The sequence below is a fragment of the Streptomyces sp. 6N223 genome, from assembly GCF_052246635.1.
Taxonomy (GTDB): domain Bacteria; phylum Actinomycetota; class Actinomycetes; order Streptomycetales; family Streptomycetaceae; genus Streptomyces.
This window is the reverse complement of sequence record NZ_JBQQCA010000022.1, coordinates 26,897-51,227: the sequence shown is the minus strand read 5'-3', so window position 1 is coordinate 51,227 and position 24,331 is coordinate 26,897. Positions and strand designations below refer to the sequence as shown.

At 73.1% G+C, this 24,331-nt stretch carries 24 protein-coding genes, 4 tRNA genes and 2 pseudogenes; 24 read left to right on the top strand and 6 right to left on the bottom strand.

Annotation, left to right across the window (positions count from 1 at the left end; all coding sequences use genetic code 11):
• Positions 1–14 precede the first annotated feature (14 nt).
• Positions 15–188, top strand: coding sequence for a hypothetical protein (locus tag ACTWQH_RS15880; protein WP_443287186.1), 174 nt, complete (start codon positions 15–17; stop codon positions 186–188).
• Positions 189–399: 211 nt separating this feature from the next.
• Here ACTWQH_RS15880 and ACTWQH_RS15875 read toward each other — a convergent pair.
• The 3 genes from ACTWQH_RS15875 to ACTWQH_RS15865 all read right to left on the bottom strand — a co-directional run bounded on the left by ACTWQH_RS15875 (position 400) and on the right by ACTWQH_RS15865 (position 641).
• Positions 400–474, bottom strand: a tRNA-Val gene (locus ACTWQH_RS15875).
• Between the two features lies 1 nt (position 475).
• Positions 476–546 (bottom strand) — tRNA-Cys (locus tag ACTWQH_RS15870).
• A gap of 22 nt (positions 547–568) precedes the next feature.
• Positions 569–641: transfer RNA gene (locus ACTWQH_RS15865), tRNA-Gly, on the bottom strand.
• Between the two features lie 132 nt (positions 642–773).
• Between ACTWQH_RS15865 and ACTWQH_RS15860 the strand changes: the two genes are divergently transcribed.
• The 3 genes from ACTWQH_RS15860 to ACTWQH_RS15850 are packed head-to-tail and all read left to right on the top strand — an operon-like array spanning position 774 to position 3,562.
• Positions 774–1,907: a chorismate-binding protein gene (locus ACTWQH_RS15860; protein WP_443287185.1), complete on the top strand. Its 1,134-nt coding sequence runs from the start codon at positions 774–776 to the stop codon at positions 1,905–1,907.
• Positions 1,882–2,706, top strand: coding sequence for an aminotransferase class IV (locus ACTWQH_RS15855; RefSeq protein WP_443287184.1), 825 nt, complete (start codon positions 1,882–1,884; stop codon positions 2,704–2,706). The genes ACTWQH_RS15860 and ACTWQH_RS15855 overlap by 26 nt, the downstream gene beginning before the upstream one ends.
• A gap of 13 nt (positions 2,707–2,719) precedes the next feature.
• Positions 2,720–3,562, top strand: coding sequence for a GNAT family N-acetyltransferase (locus ACTWQH_RS15850; protein ID WP_443287183.1), 843 nt, complete (start codon positions 2,720–2,722; stop codon positions 3,560–3,562).
• Here ACTWQH_RS15850 and ACTWQH_RS15845 read toward each other — a convergent pair.
• Entirely contained in the window at positions 3,538–4,062 is a 525-nt protein-coding gene (locus ACTWQH_RS15845) for a DsbA family protein (RefSeq protein ID WP_443287182.1), read from the bottom strand. The genes ACTWQH_RS15850 and ACTWQH_RS15845 overlap by 25 nt on opposite strands.
• A 92-nt stretch (positions 4,063–4,154) precedes the next feature.
• On the opposite strand from ACTWQH_RS15845, the gene ACTWQH_RS15840 reads away from it, so the two are divergent.
• The gene (locus ACTWQH_RS15840; RefSeq protein ID WP_443287181.1) at positions 4,155–4,556 is read left to right on the top strand and encodes a hypothetical protein; all 402 of its coding nucleotides are present in this window, start codon (positions 4,155–4,157) and stop codon (positions 4,554–4,556) included.
• A gap of 137 nt (positions 4,557–4,693) precedes the next feature.
• Entirely contained in the window at positions 4,694–4,903 is a 210-nt protein-coding gene (locus ACTWQH_RS15835; protein WP_443287238.1) for a hypothetical protein, read from the top strand.
• Positions 4,904–5,071: 168 nt separating this feature from the next.
• Here the strand turns inward: ACTWQH_RS15835 and ACTWQH_RS15830 are convergent, their stop codons facing one another.
• Positions 5,072–5,485, bottom strand: a complete 414-nt coding sequence (locus tag ACTWQH_RS15830) for an SsgA family sporulation/cell division regulator (RefSeq protein ID WP_003959770.1) — start codon at positions 5,483–5,485, stop codon at positions 5,072–5,074.
• Between the two features lie 283 nt (positions 5,486–5,768).
• Between ACTWQH_RS15830 and ACTWQH_RS15825 the strand changes: the two are divergent.
• From ACTWQH_RS15825 to ACTWQH_RS15810, 4 genes and pseudogenes are all read left to right on the top strand, one after another.
• Positions 5,769–6,182: pseudogene (locus ACTWQH_RS15825) on the top strand (SRPBCC family protein); the annotation flags it as partial.
• 49 nt (positions 6,183–6,231) lie between these two features.
• A tRNA-Val gene (locus tag ACTWQH_RS15820) sits at positions 6,232–6,306 on the top strand.
• Between the two features lie 180 nt (positions 6,307–6,486).
• Positions 6,487–8,466, top strand: coding sequence for a threonine--tRNA ligase (gene thrS, locus ACTWQH_RS15815; RefSeq protein ID WP_443287180.1), 1,980 nt, complete (start codon positions 6,487–6,489; stop codon positions 8,464–8,466).
• Positions 8,467–8,499: 33 nt separating this feature from the next.
• Positions 8,500–9,060: an HIT family protein gene (locus ACTWQH_RS15810; protein ID WP_443287179.1), complete on the top strand. Its 561-nt coding sequence runs from the start codon at positions 8,500–8,502 to the stop codon at positions 9,058–9,060.
• 24 nt (positions 9,061–9,084) lie between these two features.
• On the opposite strand, the gene ACTWQH_RS15805 is transcribed toward ACTWQH_RS15810, so the two are convergent.
• A complete protein-coding gene (locus tag ACTWQH_RS15805; RefSeq protein WP_443287178.1) occupies positions 9,085–10,737 on the bottom strand; it encodes a hypothetical protein in 1,653 nt (550 codons plus the stop codon).
• A gap of 272 nt (positions 10,738–11,009) precedes the next feature.
• Between ACTWQH_RS15805 and pgsA the strand changes: the two are divergent.
• The 14 genes and pseudogenes from pgsA to ACTWQH_RS15735 all read left to right on the top strand — a co-directional run.
• Positions 11,010–11,640, top strand: a pseudogene (gene pgsA / locus ACTWQH_RS15800) (phosphatidylinositol phosphate synthase); the annotation flags it as partial.
• Positions 11,641–11,803: 163 nt separating this feature from the next.
• Complete coding sequence (locus ACTWQH_RS15795; RefSeq protein WP_443287177.1) at positions 11,804–12,712, top strand: phosphatidylinositol mannoside acyltransferase; 909 nt, start codon at positions 11,804–11,806, stop codon at positions 12,710–12,712.
• Complete coding sequence (locus ACTWQH_RS15790) at positions 12,709–13,932, top strand: glycosyltransferase family 4 protein (RefSeq protein ID WP_443287176.1); 1,224 nt, start codon at positions 12,709–12,711, stop codon at positions 13,930–13,932. The genes ACTWQH_RS15795 and ACTWQH_RS15790 overlap by 4 nt, the downstream gene beginning before the upstream one ends.
• A 72-nt stretch (positions 13,933–14,004) precedes the next feature.
• Entirely contained in the window at positions 14,005–14,556 is a 552-nt protein-coding gene (locus ACTWQH_RS15785) for a hypothetical protein (RefSeq protein ID WP_443287175.1), read from the top strand.
• 184 nt (positions 14,557–14,740) lie between these two features.
• Entirely contained in the window at positions 14,741–15,655 is a 915-nt protein-coding gene (gene pdxS, locus ACTWQH_RS15780; protein WP_443287174.1) for a pyridoxal 5'-phosphate synthase lyase subunit PdxS, read from the top strand.
• A 32-nt stretch (positions 15,656–15,687) separates the two neighbouring features.
• Positions 15,688–16,278: a pyridoxal 5'-phosphate synthase glutaminase subunit PdxT gene (gene pdxT, locus ACTWQH_RS15775; protein WP_443287173.1), complete on the top strand. Its 591-nt coding sequence runs from the start codon at positions 15,688–15,690 to the stop codon at positions 16,276–16,278.
• 70 nt (positions 16,279–16,348) lie between these two features.
• The gene (locus ACTWQH_RS15770) at positions 16,349–17,101 is read left to right on the top strand and encodes a YebC/PmpR family DNA-binding transcriptional regulator (protein WP_443287172.1); all 753 of its coding nucleotides are present in this window, start codon (positions 16,349–16,351) and stop codon (positions 17,099–17,101) included.
• Positions 17,102–17,264: 163 nt separating this feature from the next.
• On the top strand, positions 17,265–17,867 hold the full coding sequence (gene ruvC, locus ACTWQH_RS15765) for a crossover junction endodeoxyribonuclease RuvC (protein ID WP_443287171.1): 603 nt from the start codon (positions 17,265–17,267) through the stop codon (positions 17,865–17,867).
• Positions 17,864–18,496, top strand: a complete 633-nt coding sequence (ruvA, locus tag ACTWQH_RS15760) for a Holliday junction branch migration protein RuvA (RefSeq protein WP_443287170.1) — start codon at positions 17,864–17,866, stop codon at positions 18,494–18,496. Before ruvC ends, ruvA begins: the two co-directional genes overlap by 4 nt.
• Before the next feature lie 294 nt (positions 18,497–18,790).
• Positions 18,791–19,852 (top strand): Holliday junction branch migration DNA helicase RuvB, encoded by a 1,062-nt coding sequence (ruvB, locus tag ACTWQH_RS15755; RefSeq protein WP_443287169.1) that lies wholly within the window; start codon positions 18,791–18,793, stop codon positions 19,850–19,852.
• 161 nt (positions 19,853–20,013) lie between these two features.
• Positions 20,014–20,493, top strand: coding sequence for a preprotein translocase subunit YajC (gene yajC, locus ACTWQH_RS15750; RefSeq protein ID WP_443287168.1), 480 nt, complete (start codon positions 20,014–20,016; stop codon positions 20,491–20,493).
• Between the two features lie 124 nt (positions 20,494–20,617).
• The gene (gene secD / locus ACTWQH_RS15745) at positions 20,618–22,447 is read left to right on the top strand and encodes a protein translocase subunit SecD (protein ID WP_443287237.1); all 1,830 of its coding nucleotides are present in this window, start codon (positions 20,618–20,620) and stop codon (positions 22,445–22,447) included.
• Between the two features lies 1 nt (position 22,448).
• On the top strand, positions 22,449–23,681 hold the full coding sequence (secF, locus tag ACTWQH_RS15740; protein ID WP_443287167.1) for a protein translocase subunit SecF: 1,233 nt from the start codon (positions 22,449–22,451) through the stop codon (positions 23,679–23,681).
• Positions 23,682–23,690: 9 nt separating this feature from the next.
• Positions 23,691–24,242, top strand: coding sequence for an adenine phosphoribosyltransferase (locus tag ACTWQH_RS15735; RefSeq protein ID WP_443287166.1), 552 nt, complete (start codon positions 23,691–23,693; stop codon positions 24,240–24,242).
• Positions 24,243–24,331 lie beyond the last annotated feature (89 nt).

The window sequence follows — 24,331 nt, the reverse complement described above, 5'->3', positions numbered from 1 at the left end:
GGAGGGGAAGAGCGATGGCATCCACGGCGACCGGGCGGCCCACCACGGGCAGCGCGGCCGGGCGGCGTCATCCCCTGGTCGCCACGGCCATGGTGCTGCCGCTGGCCATCGCCCTCGCTGTCATCTTCGGCGGCGTCGAAGCCGTCGTGACACAGGCGTCGTCCGTCGCCGGCACGCTGGGGCGCTGAGCGGCGCCCCAGGCCCGGGAGAGCGGCCCGGGTCGGGGACACCGGCGGGCAACCCCGTGGGGACGGGGGTAGCGGACGGCATGTGCCCGGGCAGCTGGGGAGCTGCCCGGGCACCGTACTCGTGAGCACTCTTGACGCGGCACTGGTAACGCGGCGAACAAGCGAACAGCGGAAGGGCCGGAGGAGCGCTCGCTCCTCCGGCCCTTCCGTGTGGTGCGCGATACTGGGATTGAACCAGTGACCTCTTCCGTGTCAGGGAAGCGCTCTCCCGCTGAGCTAATCGCGCGAGGTGGAGACGGGATTTGAACCCGTGTAGACGGCTTTGCAGGCCGTTGCCTCGCCTCTCGGCCACTCCACCGGAGGGGGGCTGGCCCCCTTCGAGCGGACGACGAGATTCGAACTCGCGACCCCCACCTTGGCAAGGTGATGCTCTACCAACTGAGCTACGTCCGCACTTGTCGCCTCCGGGACCGGGTCCGCGTCCCGGGGACGTCATGAACTCTAGCGGATTCGCGGGCCAGCTCAAACTCCGTATCCGCGGCCGCCGCCCGCCGCCTCCGTGGCGTGACGCCTAGACTCGCACACGTGAACGACTTCGCTCCGCTGGCCCGGCTCGGCGGGCGCCTCGCCACCGGCCTGGCCGACGTCACCGCCGACCCCGGGGCGCTGGACTCCGCCGGGTGGTGGGCGGTGGTCGCCGGGTTCGAGGGCGAGCTGCTCTGCGCCCGGTTCGAGGACGTGCGCCCGGCGCCGCCGCCGCGCGCCGTGCCCGGCCGGTGGCGCGGCCCGGACCCCGCCGCCTGGCGCAGCTCGCTGGACCGGGCCGCGTACACCGCCGGCGTCGCCCGCATCCGCGAGCACATCGCCGCCGGCGAGGTCTACCAGGCCAACCTCTGCCGCGTCCTCACCGCGCCGCTGCCCGCCCCGCCCCCGCCCGCCCCCGCGCCGGACATCGACGCCCTCGCCGCGCTGCTCGCCCGCGACAACCCCGCGCCGTTCGCGGGCGCGATCCGGCTGCCCGAGCACGGCGTCGAGATCGCCACCGCCTCGCCCGAGCTGTACCTGCGCCGCCGGGGCCGCGTCGTGGAGTCGGGGCCCATCAAGGGCACCGGACGGACCGCCGCCGACATCACGGCGAAGGACCACGCCGAGAACGTCATGATCGTCGACCTCGTCCGGAACGACCTCGGCCGCGTCTGCGCCCCCGGGTCCGTGACCGTGCCCGACCTCTGCGTGACCGAGCCGCACCCCGGCCTCGTCCACCTCGTCTCCACCGTCCGCGGCGAGCTCGCCCCCGGCACCGGCTGGGCCGAGCTGATCGCCGCCACCTTCCCGCCCGGCTCCGTGACCGGCGCCCCCAAGTCCAGCGCGCTGACCATCATCAACGCCCTGGAGACGGCGCCGCGTGGCCCGTACTGCGGCGGCATCGGCTGGGTCGACGCCGACCGCGGCACCGGCGAACTGGCCGTCGGCATCCGCACCTTCTGGATCGACCGTGAGGAGGGGAGCCAAGGACGCCCGCTGCTGCGCTTCGGCACCGGCGCCGGCATCACCTGGGGATCGGACCCCGCACGCGAGTGGGCCGAGACCGAGCTCAAGGCCTCCCGCCTGCTCGGGGTAGCGTCTAGGAGAGGACGGGCGGCGACGACGCGGTCGCCCGCCGACACCACGGGGACGACCACGGGAGTGCGCCATGGCGCTGATCTGGCTGGACGGTGAGCTGCGCGACGCCGAGACCGCGCGGGTCTCCGTCTTCGACCACGGGCTGACCGTCGGCGACGGCATCTTCGAGACGCTCAAGACCGCCAACGGCAGGGCCTTCGCCATGAGCCGGCACCTGGACCGGCTCGCCGCCTCCGCCGCCGGGCTCGGCCTGCCCGAGCCCGACCGCGACGCGGTGCGCCGCGCCTGCCAGGCCGTGCTCGACGCCGAACCCGTCCCGCTGGGCCGGCTGCGCGTCACCTACACCGGCGGCCGCGCCCCGCTGGGCTCGGACCGGGGCCAGGAGCCGCCGACCCTCGTCGTCGCCCAGGCCCCCATGCCGCGCCGCCCCGACACCACCGCCGTCATCACCGTGCCGTGGGCCCGCAACGAGCGCGGCGCGCTGACCGGCCTGAAGACGACCTCCTACGCCGAGAACGTGATCGCCCTCGCCCGCGCCCGCCAGGACGCCGCCACCGAGGCGTTGTTCGCCAACACCACGGGCCAGCTCTGCGAGGGCACCGGCAGCAACGTCTTCGTCGTCCTCGACGGCGAGCTCCACACCCCGCCGCTGGCCTCCGGCTGCCTGGCCGGGATCACCCGCGCCCTGGTGATCGAGTGGGTGGGCGCGAAGGAGACCGAGCTGCCGATGGACTGCCTGGACCGCGCCACCGAGGTCTTCCTCACCTCCAGCGCCCGCGACGTCCAGGCCGTGCGCAGGGTCGACGGCCGGGAGCTGCCCGGCACGCCCGGGCCGGTGACCGAGCGGGCCATGCGGATCTTCGCCGAGCGCTCCGCCGCGGACATCGACCCCTGACCGGCCCGCACCGATGACGACGACCCTGCGCCCCACCGGCCCTCTCGCGCAGACCACCGACGGCGGCCGGGAGCGGGCGTACCAGATCTGCGTCAACGGCCGCCCCGTCGGCGAGGTGCGGCTGGTGGCCGACCCGAGCCTGGGCTGGCGCGCCGGCCGCGTGGACCGCCTGCGCGTCGACGAGGGGGAGCGCCGCCGCGGGCGGGCCACCGTCGCGCTTCTCGCGGCCGAGGAGGTGCTGCGTGACTGGGGCTGCCGGCGCGTCGAGCTCCGCGTCCCGGCCGGGTCGGACGCCGCCCTCGGCCTGGGCGCCGCCCTCGGCTACGCCGAGCGCACCCGCCTGATGGTCAAGACCGTTTCCGGCCCCGCCCCCCTGCCGCCGGAGGGGAGCCGGATGCGGGCGCCCACGGAGGAGGAGTACGCGGCCTGGTTCGCCGCCGAGCGCGCCTGGTACCTTCGCGGCGCCGCGAGCCAGGGCGTGCCGGACGACGAGGCCGTGGCGGGCGCCGAGGCCACCTACCGCCGCCTGCTGCCCGACGGGCCGCGCACCGCCGGCCTCCGCCTGCGGGTCCTCGTCCTCGCAGGGACGCGGATCGGCTCGCTGTGGCTGAGCCTGGGGGGCGACCGGCTGCCGAGCGGCATGGACGCGTACGTCTACGCCGTGGAGGTGACGGAGGAGCACCGCGGGCGCGGCCACGGCCGGGCCCTCATGCGGGAGGCGGACCGGCTCTGCCACGAGGCCGGGGCGCGGCGGCTGGGCCTGACGGTCTACGCCGGCAACGAGCCCGCCCTGTCGCTGTACCGCTTTCTCGGCTACCGCGTCCGCGACGTCTACCTGTCCAAGCCGCTGCCCTGAGCCAGCAGCGACGCGGCGATCTCCTCGATCCGCTCCCGCAGTCCTTCCTGGCTCCTGCCGCCGTCCAGGCGCCGGCCGCCGATCACGTACGTCGGGGTGCCGGTGACGCCGATCGCGCGGCCCTCGGCCTCGTCGGCGTCGACCGCCAGCAGGTGCCGGCCGTCGATCAGCGCGGTCTCGATCTCCTCGGCGTCCAGGCCGAGCTCCCGGGCGACCTCGGCCAGCACCGGCTCGCCGCGCTCGCCCAGCTCCCCGGTGCGCGCCAGCAGCGCCGCGCAGTATTCCTCGCCACGGCCCTGGGCGTACGCCTCCTCCGCGGCCTGGGCGGCGGCGTACGCATGCGTGTGGCGGGGGAGCGGGAAGTGGCGGCGGCGGATCTCCAGGGCGTCGCCGAACCGCGCGCGGAGCGCCGCGAGGTCGCCCTCCGCGCGGTGGCAGTCGGGACACTGCAGGTCACACCACACGTCCAGGACGATGGTGCGGCCGGTCGGTTGACTCATGGCCCCCAGTCTTCCACCGCCCGCCCCCGAAATATCCCTGATCCCCCGCCCGGGCCATGGCCTCGGCGGAGCGGGCACGGCAGGATGGAAAGATGTTGATTGGCACCGTCTGCACCCTCATCTCCGCCGCGGGCATGGGCCTGGCCTTCGCGATAGCCCGCCGCCGCAGATATGCCCTGGCGCTGCGGACGGCCGCCGTGGCGTTGCTGCCCGTGGGTCTGGCCATGACCGGCGTGGTGCGGTTCGTGCTCAACATGACCTTCAACCCCGTCGCCTGGGCGGGCTTCGGTGTGCTGGGCCTGGCCGTGCTGCTGTTCCTGTCCGGCCGCCTGGCCGAGGGCCGCGGCCGCCGCCAGGCCGCCGCGGAGCCGGGCGCGGGCGGCGGCGTGGTCCTGCCCCCGGGCAAGCGGCGCGGCGCGGTGCCCAAGGCGGCGCGGGGCGGTGCCGACGACTTCTCCGAGATCGAGGCGATCCTGAAGAAGCACGGCCTCTGAGGTCCGGGGCGCGGAGGCCCTCGGACCAATCCGGCATAGCGGCAACGTGGCAGAAGCGCGAATATCTTCGAATCGCTGGGCAAAGAAGGCGTGTTGATCGCGAAGAGGGCCCGGCCTGCGCCATGATCACCCGCGACATGGCGTACATCACCAGGGAGCACGCTCCCGACCCAGCGAACCGGCCCCAGCAGGTCCGACCTGCCGAACCGGCATACCCCGCCCCTCCCGCCCGTGACGAGAGCCGGGGATGCCTGTTCGCGCTCTCCCAGCCCCCGCTGATCCTCTTCCTGACGGTCATCGGCGCCCTGCTGCTCATCGCGGGGGCGCACGACACGTTCCTGCTCTGATCGACTGGTCGTTCGATTTGGTGATCACATGATCACGCAGGGTTCCCTGGGTCCCGCCGCACGCTGCGGCGCCGCCGCGGTGCCGCGCTGCGGCGCCGAGCGCTGGCGGGCATCGCCGGTCCCGCACCATCGCCCCGAGCCAGACGGCGCGGGGAACCGGCGAGTCTGTCAGCTCTCCGCGAGGATGTGGGAGAGCTCCGTGTCGAGGTCGAAGTGACGGTGTTCCGTGCCGGGCGGCACCGCGGCATCGGTTCTCTTCAGGAACGACTCCAGGGCTCGCGCGGGGGCCTCCAGCAGCGCTTCGCCCTCGGGTGAACTGAGGGCGATGCAGACGACTCCCTGCCCGTGGCTGCGCGAGGGCCACACCCGGACGTCGCCGGTGCCGGTCGGGCGGTGCAGCCCCTCGGCCAGCAGGTCGCGGGCGAAAACCCACTCGACGGTTTCCTCGGCTCCGGTGTGGAACGTGGCGTGTACGGCGTAGGGGTCCGCCGTGTCATACCGCAGCCCCGCGGGTACAGGTAGCGATGACTCGCTCGATACAACGAGGCGCAGGTGCAGCTCGCAGCTGACCGTGGTGTTCATAAGCGCCAGGGCCTTTCGCTCAGTGTGCGCTCGGGGATTCGCACGTCGGCGAAATCGACATGCCACATTCTGGGCGGGTGTAAACACCGCTGAGGTAATTGTGGCGATTAACATCATTCCAATGGACGAGTGTCTATATCCGATAAGGATGGCTGAATCGTTCCACGGCGAATCCGGCGAATAGGGAGGGAGGGCCGATGACGGACGGCCGAGGGGGCGGGCGAACCGGCGGGACCGGTACCGGTTCCGCGGCGAGTGGTGGGACCCCTCGCCGCCGCCGGACGTCCACGCCGTGCTCGCGCGCGGCGAGGACTACCCCCGGTGGTGGCCCCAGGTCCGCGAGGCCGTCCCCACCGGTCCGGGCACCGGGCGCTGCCGCCTCCGCTCCGTTCTGCCCCTCGAGCTGACGGTCACCGTGCGGGCCGCCCGCGAGGACCCGGCCGCCGGCGTGCTCCGGGCCGAGCTCGCCGGCGACCTCGACGGCTGGGTCCGCTGGACCCTCTCGCCCGACCGCGGCGGCACCCGGGTCCGCTTCGAGCAGGAGACCGAGCTGCACCGCCCGCTGGCGCGCCGGCTGTCCTGGGCGCTGCGGCCCGTGCTGCGCGTCAACCATGCCCTGATGATGCGCGCCGGGCGGCGCGGATTGCGGCGCGCCGCGCGGAGTTCGGGGGCCGGGGACCGGAAGTGGTTTGGATGAGCGCCGAGCCGCACTGTATGGTTCTGTCCGTGCCGCAGGCACCACTCCCGGGCGATTAGCTCAGCGGGAGAGCGCTTCGTTCACACCGAAGAGGTCACTGGTTCGATCCCAGTATCGCCCACCACCATCCATCAGGCCGGTCCGCCGCGGCGGACCGGCCTTCCGGCGCTCTGTGGCCGCCGGCCCGCGCTCCGGGGCTTATCGCTTCGCTACCGCGCCGCGCGGCCCGGTACCATCGCCACGTCGCGGCAGCAGCCGCGACGGGCCCGGGACGGCCCGTCACATCACGAGTCAGGAGAGACCGGTGTCTGAGGTCCGTGTGATCATCCAACGCGATTCCGACAGGGAAGAACGCGTGGTGACCACGGGCACGACGGCCGCCGCGCTCTTCGAGGGCGAGCGGTCGGTGATCGCCGCCCGCGTCTCGGGCGTGCTGCGGGACCTGACCCACCCGCTCGCCGACGGCGACGCGGTCGAGCCCGTCGACGTCTCCTCGCCCGACGGCCTGGACATCCTGCGGCACTCCACCGCGCACATCCTCGCCCAGGCCGTGCAGGAACTCTTCCCCGAGGCGAAGCTGGGCATCGGCCCGCCCATCAAGGACGGCTTCTACTACGACTTCGACGTCGCGCAGCCCTTCAACCCCGAGGACCTCGGGCGTATCGAGAAGCGGATGCAGCAGATCGTCAAGCAGGGGCAGCGCTTCTCCCGGCGCGCGGTCACCGACGACGCGGCCCGCGAGGAACTCGCCGACGAGCCCTACAAGCTGGAGCTCATCGGGCTGAAGGGCGCCGCCGGGCAGGCGGCCGAGGGCGCCGACGCCGAGGTCGGCGCGGGCGAGCTGACCATCTACGACAACCTCGACGCCGCCACCGGCGAGCGGCGCTGGCGCGACCTGTGCCGCGGCCCGCACCTGCCCACCACCCGCCTGGTCCCGGCGTTCAAGCTGATGCGCAGCGCGGCGGCGTACTGGCGCGGCAGCGAGAAGAACCCGCAGCTCCAGCGGATCTACGGCACCGCCTGGCCGACCAGGGACCAGCTCAAGGCGCACCTGGCGTTCCTCGCCGAGGCCGAGCGGCGCGACCACCGGCGGCTCGGCGCCGAGCTCGACCTCTTCTCCATCCCCGAGGAACTCGGCTCGGGCCTGGCCGTCTTCCACCCCAGGGGCGGCGTCGTCCGCAAGGTGATGGAGGACTACTCCCGCGGGCGGCACGAGGACGAGGGCTACGAATTCGTCAATACCCCGCACATCTCGAAGGCGAAGCTCTTCGAGGTTTCCGGACATCTGCCGAACTATGCCGAGTCGATGTTCCCTCCCATGGAGTTCGAGGGGCACGACTATTACCTCAAGGCGATGAACTGCCCGATGCACAACCTGATTTTCAGGGCGCGCGGGCGTTCTTATCGGGAATTGCCACTGCGGCTTTTCGAGTTCGGCACCGTCTATCGCTACGAAAAGTCCGGCGTCGTCCACGGTCTCACCCGGGCCCGCGGCTTCACCCAGGACGACTCCCACATCTACTGCACCAAGGAGCAGATGCCCGACGAGCTGGACTCCCTGCTCACCTTCGTGCTCAATCTGCTGCGCGACTACGGCCTGTCCGACTTCTATCTCGAGCTCTCCACCCGGGGCGACACCGACAAGTTCATCGGCGAGCCGGAGGAGTGGGAGGAGGCCACCGAGCAGCTGCGGCAGGCGGCGGAAAAGCAGGGCCTCGAGCTCGTCATGGACCCGGGCGGCGCGGCGTACTACGGCCCGAAGATCTCGGTCCAGGCCACCGACGCCATCGGCCGGAGCTGGCAGATGTCCACGATCCAGGTCGACTTCCAGCAGCCCAAGCGCTTCGCCCTGGAGTACACCGCCGCCGACGGCTCCCGGCAGCAGCCGGTCATGATCCACCGCGCGCTCTTCGGCTCGATCGAGCGGTTCTTCGCCGTGCTGCTGGAGCACTACGCCGGCGCCTTCCCTCCCTGGCTCGCCCCGGTCCAGGCCGTGGGCATCCCGATCGGCGACGCCCACGTGCCGTACCTGCGGGAGTTCGCGGCCGAGGCGCGGGCGGCGAGGCTGCGGATGGAGGTGGACGCCTCCAGCGACCGCATGCAGAAGAAGATCCGCAACGCGCAGCGGTCCAAGGTGCCCTTCATGGTGATCGCCGGCGACGAGGACGTCGCGCACGGCGCGGTCAGCTTCCGCTACCGCGACGGCTCCCAGAAGAACGGCATCCCCCGCGCCGAGGCGCTGGCCGAGATCGCCGAGGCCGTGGAACGCCGCATCCAGGTGTGAGCCGCGAGTGACGGCCGTGACGGGCCACCCCATATGCTGGCGAGCATGAGCAGCGAGCCGGAACAGCAGATCGGGGTGGGTACGCCGGACGCCTTCCAGCGCCTGTGGACCCCTCACCGGATGGCGTACATCCAGGGCGAGGGCAAGCCCAGCGGCCCCGGCGCCGGCGACGGCTGCCCGTTCTGCACCATCCCCGGCAAGAGCGACGAGGACGGGCTGATCGTCACCCGGGGTGAGGAGGTCTACGCGGTGCTGAACCTCTACCCCTACACCCCGGGCCACCTGATGGTCGTCCCCTACCGGCACGTCGCCGACTACACCGAGCTGACCGCACGGGAGACCGCCGAGCTGGCGGCGCTGACCAAGCAGGCGATGGCGGCGATCCGCGCCGCGGCCGGCGCCCACGGCTTCAACATCGGGATGAACCAGGGCCAGGTCGCCGGCGCGGGCATCGCCGCCCACCTCCACCAGCACGTGGTGCCGCGGTGGGGCGGCGACGCCAACTTCATGCCGGTCGTCGGCCACACCAAGGTGCTGCCCCAGCTCCTCGGCGACACCCGGCGGATGCTCGCCAAGGCGTGGCCGCCGGCCTGACGGCCGCGCGGCCCGCCGACGGCGTCACATGTTGTACTCGTCCACCTTCGCCGGGGAAGGCGCCTGCACCAGGCCGCTGAGGGCCTGGGAACGCGACTCGAAGTTCGAGATGTCCACGCCGTTCTCCTCCAGCACCTTGAAGGCCGCGGCGTGCGCCACACGGAGGATCGGCGTCACCGAACGCAGCGCGTCGTCCGCCTGGAAGCGGCGGTCCCAGTGCTTGTCCGTCGCCCATGTGTGGCGCAGCCCGAAGGGCTCGGGCAGGACCAGCTTCCCGCCCCAGGCCTCCAGCAGCTTGGGGAACCAGGTCAGCGGCGCGCGGGCGGCCAGCCGCACCACCTCCCGCGCCTCGACCAGCGGCAGCGGGCGGTCCACCTTCTTCCAGAACTTCACCGGGTGCCGGACCGACTTCTTCTTCGCGTCGGGCTTCTTGTAGAAGAACTCGTGCACCGGGCCGAGTGAGTACCCGGTCACCTCGATCCGCAGCGTGTAGTGCAGCACCGTCACGGTGATCATCACCGTGATCACCAGCGAGCCGCCCCGGAGCACGAACTGAACGCCCAGGTAGTGCCGATCGTCGCTGTCGAACTGCTGCTCGTTGCAGATCCGCTGCACCTCGATGCCGCTGAAGCTGAACCCGTCCGCCGCGTTCCCGTCGGGCCGGCTCACCTCCTTGGCGCCCGCGCCCACGTCGCGGACTATCCAGTGCACTATCGAGGGGGCGGGGAAGCCGCCCGTGTGCAGCGGTCCGCGCTCCAGCAGCCTCAGCTGGTCATGGATGGCGCGGGCCACGTCCCAGCTGCGGAAGGGGTCGATGTCCCGGCCCGGGTCCCGGGGCCGGAGATCCTCCGCGAGCTGCCAGGCGCACCAGCGCACGCCCATGCCGAGGATCCCGTTGGGGCCGGCGTAGTAGACGAGGTTGCTGGTCTGCTCGGCGGCTATCTTGGCCAGCGCCACCCGCAGCCGCTCGGCCTCCTTGTCGTTCGGGTTCTGCGGCACCGCCTCCGGGACGCGCGCGCCGCCGCCCCCGCCGCCGACGAGGTTCGTCCAGTGCTCCCGAAGCGTCTTGGCGGTGCGCTCGCACAGCTCCCGGGCCCAGAACCACCCGATGATCGGCGCGGGCAGCACGCTCCAGGCGTAGATCCGCCACACCCCGGTCAGCGGCAGCCGCAGGAGGATCAGCACGAGCAGCACCACCACGCCGGCCAGCGCCGCCATGCCGAACGCACCCGCCCGCCTGTCCTGCGCGCCCGCGATGGTGCGGCGCAGCTGGAACAGCCCCAGCCAGATCAGCACCCCGGGCAGAAAGAGCACGCCGAAGATGAGCATGATCATCGTCAGCCGCCGGTCGCGCTGCCGCCGGATCCGCTTGGCCGCCAGGCACTGCTCCACCACCGTCTGCGGCTCGGCGCCGAAGGACTGGATCAGCGGCTTGCGCCCGGCGTCGAGCATCCGGACCTCGATGGCCCGGGTGAACGCCTCGCCGAGGTCCGGCTCCAGCAGAGTGAACTTGCCCTTCTTCACCTCGGCCGCGTCGTTGGCCTCGCGTATGTCCTCGGGGTTGACGCCCTCCCGGTACGCGACGGACGCGATCGCCTGGCTGATGCCGGTGTGCCCCACGCCCACGCCCGAGAGCGGGACCTGCGCGCCCGGTGCGAAGTCGAACTCCAACGCCATCGCAACCCCCAGTCGAATCGGTTCTCGAATCGCGCCGCCCTCAGGCCCGTTCCCTTCCCCGCGCCCGAACACACCTGATGACGCCCCGTGTCGGGGATCAGCCTAGCGGCGCGCCGCTCCCCTCACGTCCGTCCGCGTCACATCCCGGACATCCCGGCCCCCTGCGCCCGGTTCCGGCCCCCGCGCGGCCACACCCGGCGGCGAGACTACGATGGGCCGTGTCGATGGCCGCCCGCCCGAGGGCGCGGCCCGCAGCGACCCCTGGGAAGGTCATGCTCAACAAGTACGCGCGTGCTTTCTTCACGCGTGTCCTCACGCCGTTCGCCGCCCTGCTGCTGAGGCTGAAGGTCAGCCCGGACGCGGTGACGCTCTTCGGCACGGCGGGAGTGATGGCCGGGGCGCTGGTCTTCTTCCCGCGCGGGGAGTTCTTCTGGGGCAGCTTCACCATCACGCTCTTCGTCTTCTCCGACCTCGTCGACGGCAACATGGCGCGCCAGGCCGGCTCCTCCAGTCCGTGGGGCGCCTTCCTGGACTCCACGCTCGACCGGCTCGCCGACGCCGCGATCTTCTCCGGGCTCGCCCTGTGGTACGCGGGCAAGGGCGACGACGAGATGATGTGCGCCGTGGCGCTCTTCTGCCTCGCCAGCGGCCAGGTGGTGTCCTACACCAAGGCCAGGGGGCAGAGCATCGGGCTGCCGGTCAAGGTCAACGGGCTGGTCGAGCGGGCGGAGCGGCTGGTCATCACGCTCGTTCTGGCCGGCTTCGCCGGCTTCGAGGACACCTTCGGTGTGCCGCACATCGGCGTACTGCTGCCGATCGCCCTGTGGGTGGTGGCCGTCGGCAGCCTCATCACGCTGATCCAGCGGGTGATCACGGTACGCCGCGAGGCGGCCGAGGCCGCGCCGGACGCGGTGGACGTGCCGGATGCCGTGGACGCGCCGGACACGCCGGCCGAGCCGTCCCCGGAGACCGCGTCCCCCGCCGCGCCGTCCCCACCCCCCGCCGCCCCGGCCGGGCCGCTGCCCGAGGTGCGGCACCACGGCCGGGGCCACAGGAGCCGCCGGGCATGAGCGAGCGGGCGACAGACGTGCTGTACGGGCTGGCGTGGGGCGGCGTCAAGCGGCTGCCGGAGCCCGCCGCCCGCGCCCTGGGCCGCCGCGTCGCCGACGCGGCCTGGCGGCGGCAGGGCCCCGGCGTCCGGCGCCTGGAGGCCAACCTGGCGCGCGTGGTGCCCGAGGCGGACCCGCGGCGGCTGCGCGAGCTGTCCCGGGCCGGGATGCGGTCCTACCTGCGCTACTGGATGGAGTTCTTCCGGCTGCCGGCCTGGCCCCGGGAGCGGATCGGGACCTGCTTCAGGCCCGACGGCATCCACCACGTGACCGACGCCCTCGACTCCGGCCGTGGCGCCGTCGTCGCCCTGCCCCACATGGCCAACTGGGACCTGGCCGGCGCCTGGGTGGCCACCGAGCTGAACATCCCCTTCGCCACCGTCGCCGAACGCCTCAAGCCCGAGCGGCTCTACGACCGGTTCGTGGCCTACCGCGAGGGCCTGGGCATGGAGGTGCTGCCCCACACCGGCGCCGCCTCCTTCGGCGCCCTCGCACGACGGCTGCGCAAGGGCGGCATGGTCTGCCTCGTCGCCGACCGGGACCTGTCCGCCTCCGGCGTCGAGGTGAGCTTCTTCGGCCACGCCGCGCGGATGCCCGCCGGGCCTGCCATGCTGGCGCAGCAGACGGGCGCCGCCCTGCTGCCGGTCACCCTGTGGTACGGCGACCCGCCGTTCATGGAGGGCCGCATCCATCCGCCGGTCCCGGCGCCCGAGACCGGCACCCGCGCGGAGAAGGCCAGGGCGATGACGCAGACCATGGCCGACCACTTCGCCGCCGGCATCGCCGAGCACCCGCAGGACTGGCACATGCTCCAGCGGCTGTGGACCGCCGACCTGCCGGCGGGAGAAGGGAAGCGGCGCACGTGAGGATCGGCATCGTCTGCCCGTACTCCTGGGACGTCCCCGGCGGCGTCCAGTTCCACGTGCGCGACCTCGCCGAGCACCTCCTCCGGCGCGGCCACGACGTCTCGGTGCTCGCCCCCGCCGACGACGACACCCCGCTGCCGCCGTACGTCGTCTCCGCTGGCCGGGCCGTCCCCGTGCCCTACAACGGGTCCGTCGCCCGGCTCAACCTCGGTTTCCTCTCCGCCACCCGGGTCCGGCGGTGGGTGCACGAGGGCGACTTCGAGGTGCTGCACATCCACGAGCCCGTCGTTCCCTCCCTCGGGCTGCTGACCTGCTGGGCCGCGCGCGGGCCCATCGTCGCCACCTTCCACACCTCCAACCCCCGCTCCCGCGCGATGATCGCCGCCTACCCCATCCTCCAGCCCGCCCTGGAGAAGATCAGCGCCCGCATCGCGGTCAGCGAGTACGCCCGCCGCACCCTGGTGGAGCACCTGGGCGGCGACGCCGTGGTGATCCCCAACGGGGTCGACGTCTCCTTCTTCGCCGACGCCGAGCCCAAGGCCGAGTGGCAGGGCCAGACGATCGGCTTCATCGGCCGCATCGACGAGCCCCGCAAGGGCCTGCCGGTGCTGATGAAGGCGCTGCCGCGGATCCTCGCCGAGCGGCCCGAGACCCGGCTGCTGGTGGCCGGGCGCGGCGACGAGCGCGAGGCGGTCGCCAGGCTGCCGGAGGCCGTACGCCGCCAGGTGACGTTCCTCGGCATGATCAGCGACGAGGACAAGGCCAAGCTGCTGCGCAGCGTCGACCTGTACGTCGCCCCCAACACCGGCGGGGAGAGCTTCGGGATCATCCTCGTCGAGGCGATGTCCGCGGGCGCGCCCGTGCTCGCCAGCGACCTCGACGCCTTCGCGCAGGTGCTGGACCACGGCTCGGCGGGGGAGCTGTACCCCAACGAGGACGCCGAGGCGCTGGCCCGGGCCGCGGTGCGGCTGCTGGCGGATCCCGCCCGGCGCGACGGCCTGCGCGAGCGCGGCGGGCGCCACGTCCGCCGCTTCGACTGGTCCACCGTCGGCGCCGACATCCTGGCCGTCTACGAGACGGTCACCGCGGGCGCCGAGGCCGTCGCCCCGGACGACCGCGTCGGCCTGCTGGGCCGGCTCGGCTTCGCCCGCGAGGCGCGGGAGACCCGCGACGCCCGGGAGGTGCGCGACGCCCGCGAGGCGCGCGACGCCCGGGACTGATCCGGCGCCGAGTGATCCGGCGCCGGGAGCGGCCCGCGGGACCGGAGCGCGGCGCGGGTAGGGTGGCCCGCCGTGACGACCGTCATCTGGATCGCCGTCGTGCTGCTGCTCGTCGCGGTCTACCTCAGCTGGACCGCCGGGCGCCTCGACCGCCTGCACGCCCGCCTCGACGCCGCCCGCGCCGCCCTCGACGCGCAGCTGCTGCGCCGCGCCTCCATCGCCCAGGAGCTGGCCACCGCCGGGGTGCTCGACCCGGCCGCCTCGATGGTGCTCTACCAGGCGGCGCACGCCGCCCGCCTCGCGCCCGAGGACCAGCGCGAGGTCGCCGAGAGCGAGCTGAGCCAGGCGCTGCGCGCGGTCTTCGCCGAGCCCGGCCAGGTGCGGGCGGTCCGCGACGCGCCGGGCGGCGAGGCCACCGCCGAGGAACTGGTCGCGGCGGTGCGCCGGGTGCCGATGGCACGGCGCTTCCACAACGACGCGGTGCGGGCCGCCCGCGCCCTGCGCAGGCACCGCAAGGTGCGCTGGTTCCGCCTGGCCGGCCACGCGCCGTTCCCGCTGGCGTTCGAGATGGACGACGAACCGCCCCCGGCACTGGCCGGGTACTCCCCGAGCGAGAGCGGCTGACGCAGGCCACCCGGGACCGATTGGCCCTTTCCGGGCCGGGCCACCGCGCGGTGAGATCGTGCCGTTGGCATGACCTGGCGTTCCGCCCGTGCTCGTGACCCTCACCCGAACGGGCCTACGATGGTCATGTCGCACTTCTCCCGCTTCCGTCTCCCGCCTTCGTCGTCAGTGAGGTCAGATCACCGTGTCCACCGCGTCCACCAGCACCCCGCAGGCTCCCGAGACCGGCACCGCCCGGGTCAAGCGGGGCATGGCCGAGCAGCTCAAGGGCGGCGTGATCATGGACGTCGTCACGCCGGAGCAGGCGAAGATCGCCGAGGACGCCGGCGCGGTCGCGGTCATGGCCCTGGAGCGCGTCCCGGCCGACATCCGCAAGGACGGCGGCGTGGCCCGCATGTCCGACCCCGACATGATCGACGGCATCATCGAGGCGGTCTCCATCCCCGTGATGGCCAAGTCCCGCATCGGCCACCTCGTCGAGGCCCAGGTCCTCCAGGCGCTCGGCGTCGACTACATCGACGAGTCCGAGGTCCTCACGCCCGCCGACGAGGCCAACCACACCGACAAGTGGGCCTTCACCACGCCCTTCGTCTGCGGCGCCACCAACCTCGGCGAGGCGCTGCGGCGCATCTCCGAAGGCGCGGCGATGATCCGCTCCAAGGGCGAGGCCGGCACGGGCAACGTGGTGGAGGCGGTGCGCCACATGCGGCAGATCCGCAGCGAGATCGCCCGCCTGAAGGGCCTGGACCGTCACGAGCTGTACGCCGCCGCCAAGGAGCTGCCGGCGCCGTACGAGCTGGTCAAGGAGGTCGCCGAGCTCGGCAAGCTGCCCGTGGTGCTGTTCTCCGCCGGCGGCGTGGCCACCCCCGCCGACGCCGCCCTGATGCGCCAGCTCGGCGCCGAGGGCGTCTTCGTCGGCTCCGGGATCTTCAAGTCCGGCGACCCGGCCAAGCGCGCCGCGGCCATCGTGAAGGCCACCACCTTCTACGACGACCCCAAGATCGTCGCGGACGTCTCGCGGGGCCTGGGCGAGGCCATGGTCGGCATCAACATGGACTCGCTGTCCGAGGCCGAGCGCTACGCCGCCCGTGGCTGGTAGCGAGCGCGAGCGATGAAGGCAGGCATCCGGCAGTGACCCATCCCGTCATCGGCGTCCTCGCGCTCCAGGGGGACGTCCGCGAGCACCTGGCCGCGCTGGAGGCGGCGGGCGCCACCGCCCTCCCGGTACGCCGGCCCGAGGAGCTCGGCCGCGTCCAGGGCCTGGTGATCCCCGGCGGCGAGTCCACCACCATCTCCAAGCTCGCCGCCGCCTTCGGCCTGCTCGAGCCGATGCGCGAGCGCGTCCGGTCCGGCATGCCCGCCTACGGCTCCTGCGCGGGCATGATCATGCTCGCCGACAAGATCCTCGATCCTCGCTCCGCGCAGGAGACCATCGGCGGCATCGACATGATCGTGCGCCGCAACGCCTTCGGCCGGCAGAACGAGTCCTTCGAGGCCGCCGTCGAGCTCGACGGGGTGGCGGGCGGCCCGGTGCCGGGGGTGTTCATCCGGGCGCCGTGGGTGGAGTCCATCGGCGCGCGGGCCGAGTCGCTCGCCGAGTACGACGGGCACAGCGTCGCGGTGCGCCAGGGGCGGCTGCTCGCCACGGCGTTCCACCCGGAGCTGACCGGCGACCACCGGGTGCACCGGCTCTTCGCCGAGATGGTGCGGGACGCCACCTGACGGCCGTCCCGCAAGCTGCCGGTAGGATCGCCGTGTCGGCAGAAGTTGGTGACAGCGAAGGAGCAGGGGCGTGTCCGGCCACTCCAAGTGGGCAACCACCAAGCACAAGAAGGCCGTGATCGATGCCAAGCGGGGCAAGCTCTTCGCCAAGCTGATCAAGAACATCGAGGTCGCGGCCCGCGTCGGTGGCGGTGACCCGGACGGCAACCCCACCCTCTACGACGCCATCCAGAAGGCGAAGAAGAGCTCGGTCCCCAACAACAACATCGACCGCGCGGTCAAGCGCGGCGCCGGACTGGAGGCGGGCGGCGCCGACTACCAGACGATCATGTACGAGGGGTATGGCCCCGGCGGCGTCGCGGTGCTCATCGAGTGCCTCACCGACAACCGCAACCGCGCCGCCTCCGACGTGCGCGTCGCCATGACCCGCAACGGCGGCTCCATGGCCGACCCGGGCTCGGTCTCGTACCTCTTCCAGCGCAAGGGCGTCGTGATCGTGCCGAAGAGCGGCCTGTCCGAGGACGACGTGCTCGGCGCGGTCCTCGACGCCGGCGCCGAGGAGGTCAACGACCTGGGCGAGTCCTTCGAGGTGGTCAGCGAGGCCAGCGACCTGGTCGGGGTGCGCACCGCGCTGCAGGACGCGGGCATCGACTACGACTCGGCGGAGAACGGATTCCTGCCCACCATGCAGGTCGAGTTGGACGAGGAAGGCGCCCGCAAGATCTTCCGGCTCATCGAGGCCCTGGAGGACAGCGACGACGTGCAGAACGTCTTCGCCAACTTCGACGTGCCCGACGAGATCATGGCGAAGGTCGACGCCTGACGCCTCGCCGGCGACGCAGGCCCCGCGCGCTGGCTCCGGCCCGACGCGGCCCACCGGCCCGACGGCCACGGCGCGCCTGCCGCGGTGCGAGCGCTGCCCCCGACTGTCAGAGGCGGCCGGTAGCCTGCCAGCACGGTCGGCCACGACGAAGCTGAGGAGGGCCATGCGGGTGCTGGGCGTGGATCCGGGGCTCACCCGCTGCGGCATCGGCGTGGTGGACGGCGTGCCCGGCCGCGCGTTGCGCATGGCCGGCGTCGGCGTGCTGCGCACGCCCGCCGACGCCGGGACCGCCCAGCGGCTGCTGCTCATCGAGCGCGGCCTGGAGGAGTGGCTCGACGAGCACCGGCCCGACGCCGTGGCCGTCGAGCGCGTCTTCAGCCAGCACAACGTGCGCACCGTCATGGGCACCGCGCAGGCCAGCGCGGTCGCCATGCTCTGCGCCGCCCGCCGGGGCCTGCCCGTCGCGCTCCACACCCCCAGCGAGGTCAAGGCCGCCGTCACCGGCAGCGGGCGGGCCGACAAGGCACAGGTCGGCGCGATGGTCACCCGGCTGCTGCGGCTTCCCGCCCCGCCCCGGCCCGCCGACGCCGCCGACGCCCTGGCGCTGGCCATCTGCCACATCTGGCGCGCCCCCGCCACCGACCGCCTGCTGCGGGCGTACGCCGCGGCGCGCCCGGCCGCGTCCCCTCCCGCTGCCGCCCGCCCCGCTGCCGCCCGTCGCGCCGCTTCCCGTCCCGCATCCCCGAAGGACCGCACCGACCCATGATCGCGTTCGTCTCCGGCCCGGTCGCCGCCCTCGCCCCCGACGCCGCCGTCGTGGAGGTCGGCGGGATCGGCGTCGCCGTGCAGTGCACCCCCGGCACCCTGGCCGGCCTGCGCGTGGGGGAGCGCGCCAGGCTCGCCACCTCGCTCGTCGTCCGCGAGGACTCCCTGACGCTCTACGGCTTCGCCGACGAGGACGAGCGGCAGGTCTTCGAGCTGCTCCAGACCGCCAGCGGCGTCGGCCCCCGGCTGGCCCAGGCCATGCTGGCGGTGCACACCCCGGACGCCCTGCGGCGCGCCCTGGCCACCGGCGACGAGAAGGCGCTCACCGCCGTGCCCGGCATCGGCAGGAAGGGGGCGCAGAAGCTGCTGCTGGAGCTGAAGGACCGCCTCGGCGAGCCGCTCGGCGCGCGGCCCGGCGGCGTTCCCGCGCAGGCCGCGGCGCGGCCCGCCGCCGGATGGCGCGAACAGCTGCACGACGCCCTCGTCGGGCTCGGGTACCCGCCCCGCGAGGCCGAGCAGGCGGTCCTCGCCGTCGCGCCCGAGGCCGAGGCCAGGGCCGCGGACGGCGCCGCGCCCGCCCTCCCCGGCCTGCTGCGCGCCGCCCTGCAGAGCCTGAACCGCGGCCGCTGAGCCGCGCGACCGCGCACAGCGCGACGACCACGAGACCACCACGAGAGGAGAGACGATGCCGACGCCCGCAGCGGCCAGCCGCACGACGACCGGGGAGCGGACGCCCGCCCGTCGCGCCGCCCGGTTCCGGCCGGCCGCGCGAAGCGCCCCCGGCGCGCGCCGGCGCGACGCCGGGCCCGGACGGCTCGCCGGTGACGGCGGACGCCGCCCTGGTCGCACGGAACGCCGGTGGCCGGGCACCGGCCCGCACCCGCCCGCGGCCCGTGGTACCCGCCCCCTCCGGAAGGAGGCCGCGTGAGCTGGGAGGAGCCCTCCGCGGAGGGCGGCGCGCGCCTGGTCGGCCCGTCGGCGGACAACGAGGACCTGGCCGTGGAGGCGGCGCTGCGGCCGAAGGACCTCGCCGAGTTCGTCGGGCAGAGCCGCGTCCGCGAGCAGCTCGACCTGGTGCTGCGCGCCGCCCGCGCCCGCGGCGGCACCGCCGACCACGTGCTGCTCTCCGGCGCCCCCGGGCTCGGCAAGACCACCCTGTCCATGATCATCGCCGCGGAGATGGGGGCGCCCATCCGCATCACCTCCGGCCCCGCCATCCAGCACGCCGGTGACCTCGCGTCGATCCTGTCCTCGCTCGCCGAGGGCGAGGTGCTCTTCCTCGACGAGATCCACCGGATGGCCCGTCCCGCCGAGGAGATGCTGTACATGGCGATGGAGGACTTCCGCGTCGACGTCATCGTCGGCAAGGGGCCGGGGGCCACCGCGATCCCGCTGGAGCTGCCGCCGTTCACCCTGGTCGGCGCCACCACCCGGGCGGGCCTGCTGCCGCCCCCGCTCCGCGACCGCTTCGGCTTCACCGGCCACATGGAGTTCTACGCCCCCGACGAGCTCGAACGGGTGGTGCACCGCTCGGCGCGGCTGCTGGGCGTGGAGGTCACCGAGGACGGCGCCGCCGAGATCGCCGGCCGCTCCCGGGGCACGCCGCGCATCGCGAACCGGCTGCTGCGCCGCGTGCGGGACTACGCCCAGGTCCGGGCCGACGGCGTGGTCAACCGGGGGGCGGCCAGGGCCGCCCTCGCGGTGTACGAGGTGGACGAACGCGGGCTCGACCGGCTGGACCGCGCGGTGCTGGGCGCCCTCCTGCGCCTCTTCGGCGGCGGCCCGGTCGGCCTGTCCACCCTCGCCGTGGCGGTGGGGGAGGAGCGGGAGACCGTAGAGGAGGTCGCGGAGCCGTTCCTCGTCCGCGAGGGGCTGCTCGCCCGCACCCCGCGCGGGCGTGTCGCCACCCCCGCGGCCTGGCACCATCTCGGGCTCACCCCGCCGCCCCGGACGGGTCAGGGACAAGAAGGGCTGTTCGGGACGTGATGGTGCGGAATTCCACTGTGACGGAACTCCGCTAGCATCGTGCACGTTGTTCCCCAGGCGCAGCCTCGCTTAGACTCCGCCGACGTCGGCCGGCTCACGGGCGGCGTGCCCACCCCAGCACGGGTCGCGTCAGCGGCCCCGTATAAGGACTTCCCCCCGCCGTGGATATCGCGATTTTCTTCCCCTTCCTGCTCCTCATCGGCGTCATGTATCTCATGACCCGCTCGGCCAAGAACCGGCAGCGCCAGGCCTTGCAGATGCGGGATTCGATGGAGCCCGGCGCCGGCGTCCGCACCATCGGCGGCCTCTACGGCCTGGTCAAGGAGGTGCGTGAGGACACGGTGGTGCTGGAGATCGAGCCGGGCGTGCACGCCGTGTACGCCAAGAACGCCGTGGGCGCCGTCCTCGACGCCGACGAGTACCGCCGCATCATCAGCGGCGAGCCGGAGCCCGACCCGGACGAGGACGCCCCCGTCGTGCCCGACGACGCCTCCTCCCTGACCGAGGCCGAGCAGGACGCCGCCGAGGGGGCCGAGGACGACGACCCGGTGATCAAGCTCGACAAGCCGGGCGCGGACGACGAGCCCGCCGACACGCCGCGGAATGCGAAGGCCGAGGGCGAGAACGGCTCCAAGTCCTGACGTCCCGAGGAGAGAGACGACAAAGGTGGCGACGAAGAGGGACCTCAGGTCCTCGACGAAGAGGGATCTCAGGTCGGGCGCCGGCGGCAGGCCGGGCCGGCCGCTGCTGCTGATCCTGGTCATCATGGTGGCGCTCACGGGCGGCATGTTCCTGTCCGGGCACACCACGCCCAGGCTGGGCATCGACCTGGCCGGGGGCACGAGCATCACGCTCGAGGCGGTCGCGGAGAAGGGGCACGAGGACGCGATCAACTCGACCAACCTGAACACCGCCGTCTCCATCATCGAGCGCCGGGTCAACGGCCTCGGCGTCTCCGAGGCAGAGGTGCAGACCCAGGGCGGCAAGAACATCATCGTCAACATCCCGAAGGGCACGGACGAGCGGGAGGCCCGCGAGCAGGTCGGCACCACCGCCGAGCTCGGCTTCCGGCCGGTGCTCACCGCGGCGGCGGCGACGCCCGCTCCGCAGGACCAGTCGGGCGGCTCCGGTGATTCCGGAAACTCGGGCGACTCCGATAATTCGGATGGTTCCGGCGACTCAAGCGGTTCGGGTGACTCCGGCGACTCGGGCTCGGGGAACGGGCAGAACAGCGACAGCGGCGACAGCGGCTCCGGGGACGGCTCGGGCGAGGACTCCGGCAGCGGCGACCAGTCCGGCGACGGGACGGACAGCCAGAGCATGCCCGCCCCGGGCGGCACCACGAACGCCACCACCGCCTCCTACACCACGCAGGACGGCGAGGACACCGGGTCGGGCAGTGGCGAGGACACCGGGTCGGGCAGTGGCGAGGACACCGGGTCGGGCAGTGGCGAGGGCAGCGGCGAGGGCTCCCAGCAGGAGCAGGCCAACGACGTCTTCACCCGGCTGAACGAGCTCGACTGCTCCACCGAGAAGGCCCGGCTCGAGGCGAGCCAGGCCGCCGCGCAGGCCCCCGACGACGCCGAGGTGGTCACCTGCGACTCCGAGGGCGTGGAGAAGTTCGCCCTCGGCCCGGTCGCCATCCCCGGCACCGACGTCAGCGACGCGGACGCGGTCTTCGACTCGCAGACCGGCAAGGGCTGGATCGTGCAGATGGAGTTCAACAGCTCCGGCGCCGGCAAGTTCGCCGACACCACCGAGCAGCTCGCCGGCCAGGCCGAGCCCATGAACCGCTTCGCCATCGTCCTCGACGGCGAGGTCGTCTCCGCGCCCAGCGTCTCCGAGCGCCTCGGCGGCGGCAGGGCCGAGATCTCCGGCAACTTCAACCAGGACTCCTCCGAGGAGCTCGCCAACATCCTCAAGTACGGCGCCCTGCCGCTGAACTTCGAGGAGGCCAGCGTCTCCACGGTCTCCCCGACTCTCGGCGGCGAGCAGCTGCGGGCCGGACTGATCGCCGGCGCCATCGGCCTCGCCCTCGTCGTGCTCTACCTGGTGCTGTACTACCGGGGCCTGTCGTTCATCGCCTTCAGCAGCCTGGTTGTCTCCGCGATCCTGACCTACACGATCATGTCGCTGCTCGGCCCGGCCATCGGCTTCGCGCTGAACCTCCCGGCCGTCTGCGGCGCGATCGTCGCCATCGGCATCACCGCCGACTCGTTCATCGTCTACTTCGAGCGGATCCGGGACGAGATCAGGGAGGGCCGTACCCTGCGCCCCGCGGTGGAGCGCGCCTGGCCCAGGGCCCGGCGCACCATCCTGGTCTCCGACTTCGTCTCCTTCCTCGCCGCGGCGGTGCTCTTCGCCGTCACGGTCGGAAAGGTGCAGGGCTTCGCGTTCACCCTCGGGCTGACCACCCTCCTCGACGTGGTGGTGGTCTTCCTCTTCACCAAGCCGCTGATGACCCTCATGGCCCGCAGGCGGTTCTTCTCCAGCGGACACGCCTGGTCCGGCCTGGACCCGAGGCGACTCGGCGTGCGCTCGCCGCGCGGCGGCCGTCGTCCCGCCACCGTTCCCAGCGACGTAAAGGAGGCATGAGATGTCGCGGCTCGGTGATGTCGGTGCCCGGCTCTACCGAGGCGAGGTCGGTGTCGACTTCGTCGGCAGGCGGAAGATCTGGTACTGGGTCTCGATCCTCATCACCATCCTCGCCTTCACGGGCCTGTGGGCCCGCGGCCTGGTGATGGGCGTCGAGTTCGAGGGCGGCGCGGTCTTCACCACGCCCGCGACCAGCGTCTCGGTGGAGGAGGCGCGGGAGGTGGCCGAGGAGGCCTCGGGCCACAGCGCGCTGGTCCAGACCCTCGGCGACGACGGCGAGATGCGGATCCAGGTCAGCGGCCTGGACACCGACACCTCCAACGCCACCCGGGAGGCGCTCGCCGACGAGCTGGGCATCCCCGTCGACGATCTGAACGCCGAGGTGATCGGCCCCAGCTGGGGAGACCAGATCGCCGAGAAGGCCTGGCGAGGCCTGATCATCTTCCTGGTGCTGGTCGTCGTCTATCTCGCCCTCGCCTTCGAGTGGCGCATGGCCCTGGCCGCGCTCATCGCCCTGCTGCATGACATCACCATCACCGTCGGCGTCTACGCCCTCGTCGGCTTCGAGGTCACGCCGGGCACCGTGATCGGCCTGCTGACGATCCTCGGGTACTCGCTGTACGACACGGTCGTGGTCTTCGACGGTCTGAAGGAGACCACGAAGAACTTCACCAAGCAGAACCGCTACACCTACGCCGAGCTGGCCAACCGCAGCCTCAACGGCACGCTGGTGCGGTCCATCAACACCTCGGTGGTGGCGCTCCTGCCGGTGGCCGGGCTGCTGTTCATCGGCGGCGGCGTGCTCGGCGGCGGCATGCTGAACGACATCGCCCTCTCGCTCTTCGTCGGCCTCACCGCGGGCGCGTACTCCTCCATCATGATCGCCACCCCGCTCGTCGCCGACTTCAAGATGCGCGAGCCCGCCATCAAGGCGCACGACAAGCGGGTGCTGGCCAAGCGGGCCAAGCGCGAGGACGACGCCCGGTCCGCCGACCCGCGCGACGCCGCCGGGTCCGAGGCGGACGACGCGGCGGCCCAGCGGGACGGCTCCGACGACGACAGCGGGGCCGCGGCGGCCACCGACGCCGCGAAGGACGCCACGACGCCCTCCCAGGCGCAGTCGCGCGACGCCGCGGCGGTCGCCGCCGGCCAGGGCGCGGCCGCGCGCGGGCCGCGCCGCCAGCCGGTCTCCCGCGGCCGAGGCCGCGGCCGTCCCTCGGGCAAGCGCAGGTAGGCGCCAGCCATGACCACGACCTCCCAGGAGCTGCGCGACCTCCTCCTCAGCCGCATCCGCGACGTCCCCGACTACCCGAAGCCGGGCATCCTCTTCAAGGACATCACGCCGCTGCTGGCCGACCCCGAGGCGTTCACCGCCCTCACCGAGGCGCTGGCCGGGTTCTGCCTGGCGCAGGGCGCCACCAAGGTCGTCGGCCTGGAGGCGCGCGGTTTCATCCTGGCCGCGCCGGTCGCCGTCCGCGCGGGCATCGGCTTCGTCCCGGTCCGCAAGGCGGGCAAGCTGCCCGGAGCCACGCTCTCGCAGGCGTACGAGCTGGAGTACGGCAGCGCCGAGATCGAGATACACGCCGAGGACCTCGAGCCGTCGGACCGGGTGCTGGTGATCGACGACGTGCTGGCGACCGGCGGCACCGCCGAGGCCTCGCTGCGGCTCATCCGGCGTTCCGGCGCCCGGGTCGCGGGCCTGGCGGTGCTGATGGAGCTCGCCTTCCTCGCCGGGCGCGACCGGGTGGTGGCCGCCCTCGACGGCGCCCCGTACCAGGCGCTGATCACCCTCTGACGATCGCACTCCGACGGCACCGGACACTATCGGCCAGGCTCGGTCGCCCCCGGTCAGCCGGGTCCCGGGCGCCGGTCGCGCGCCGTCGC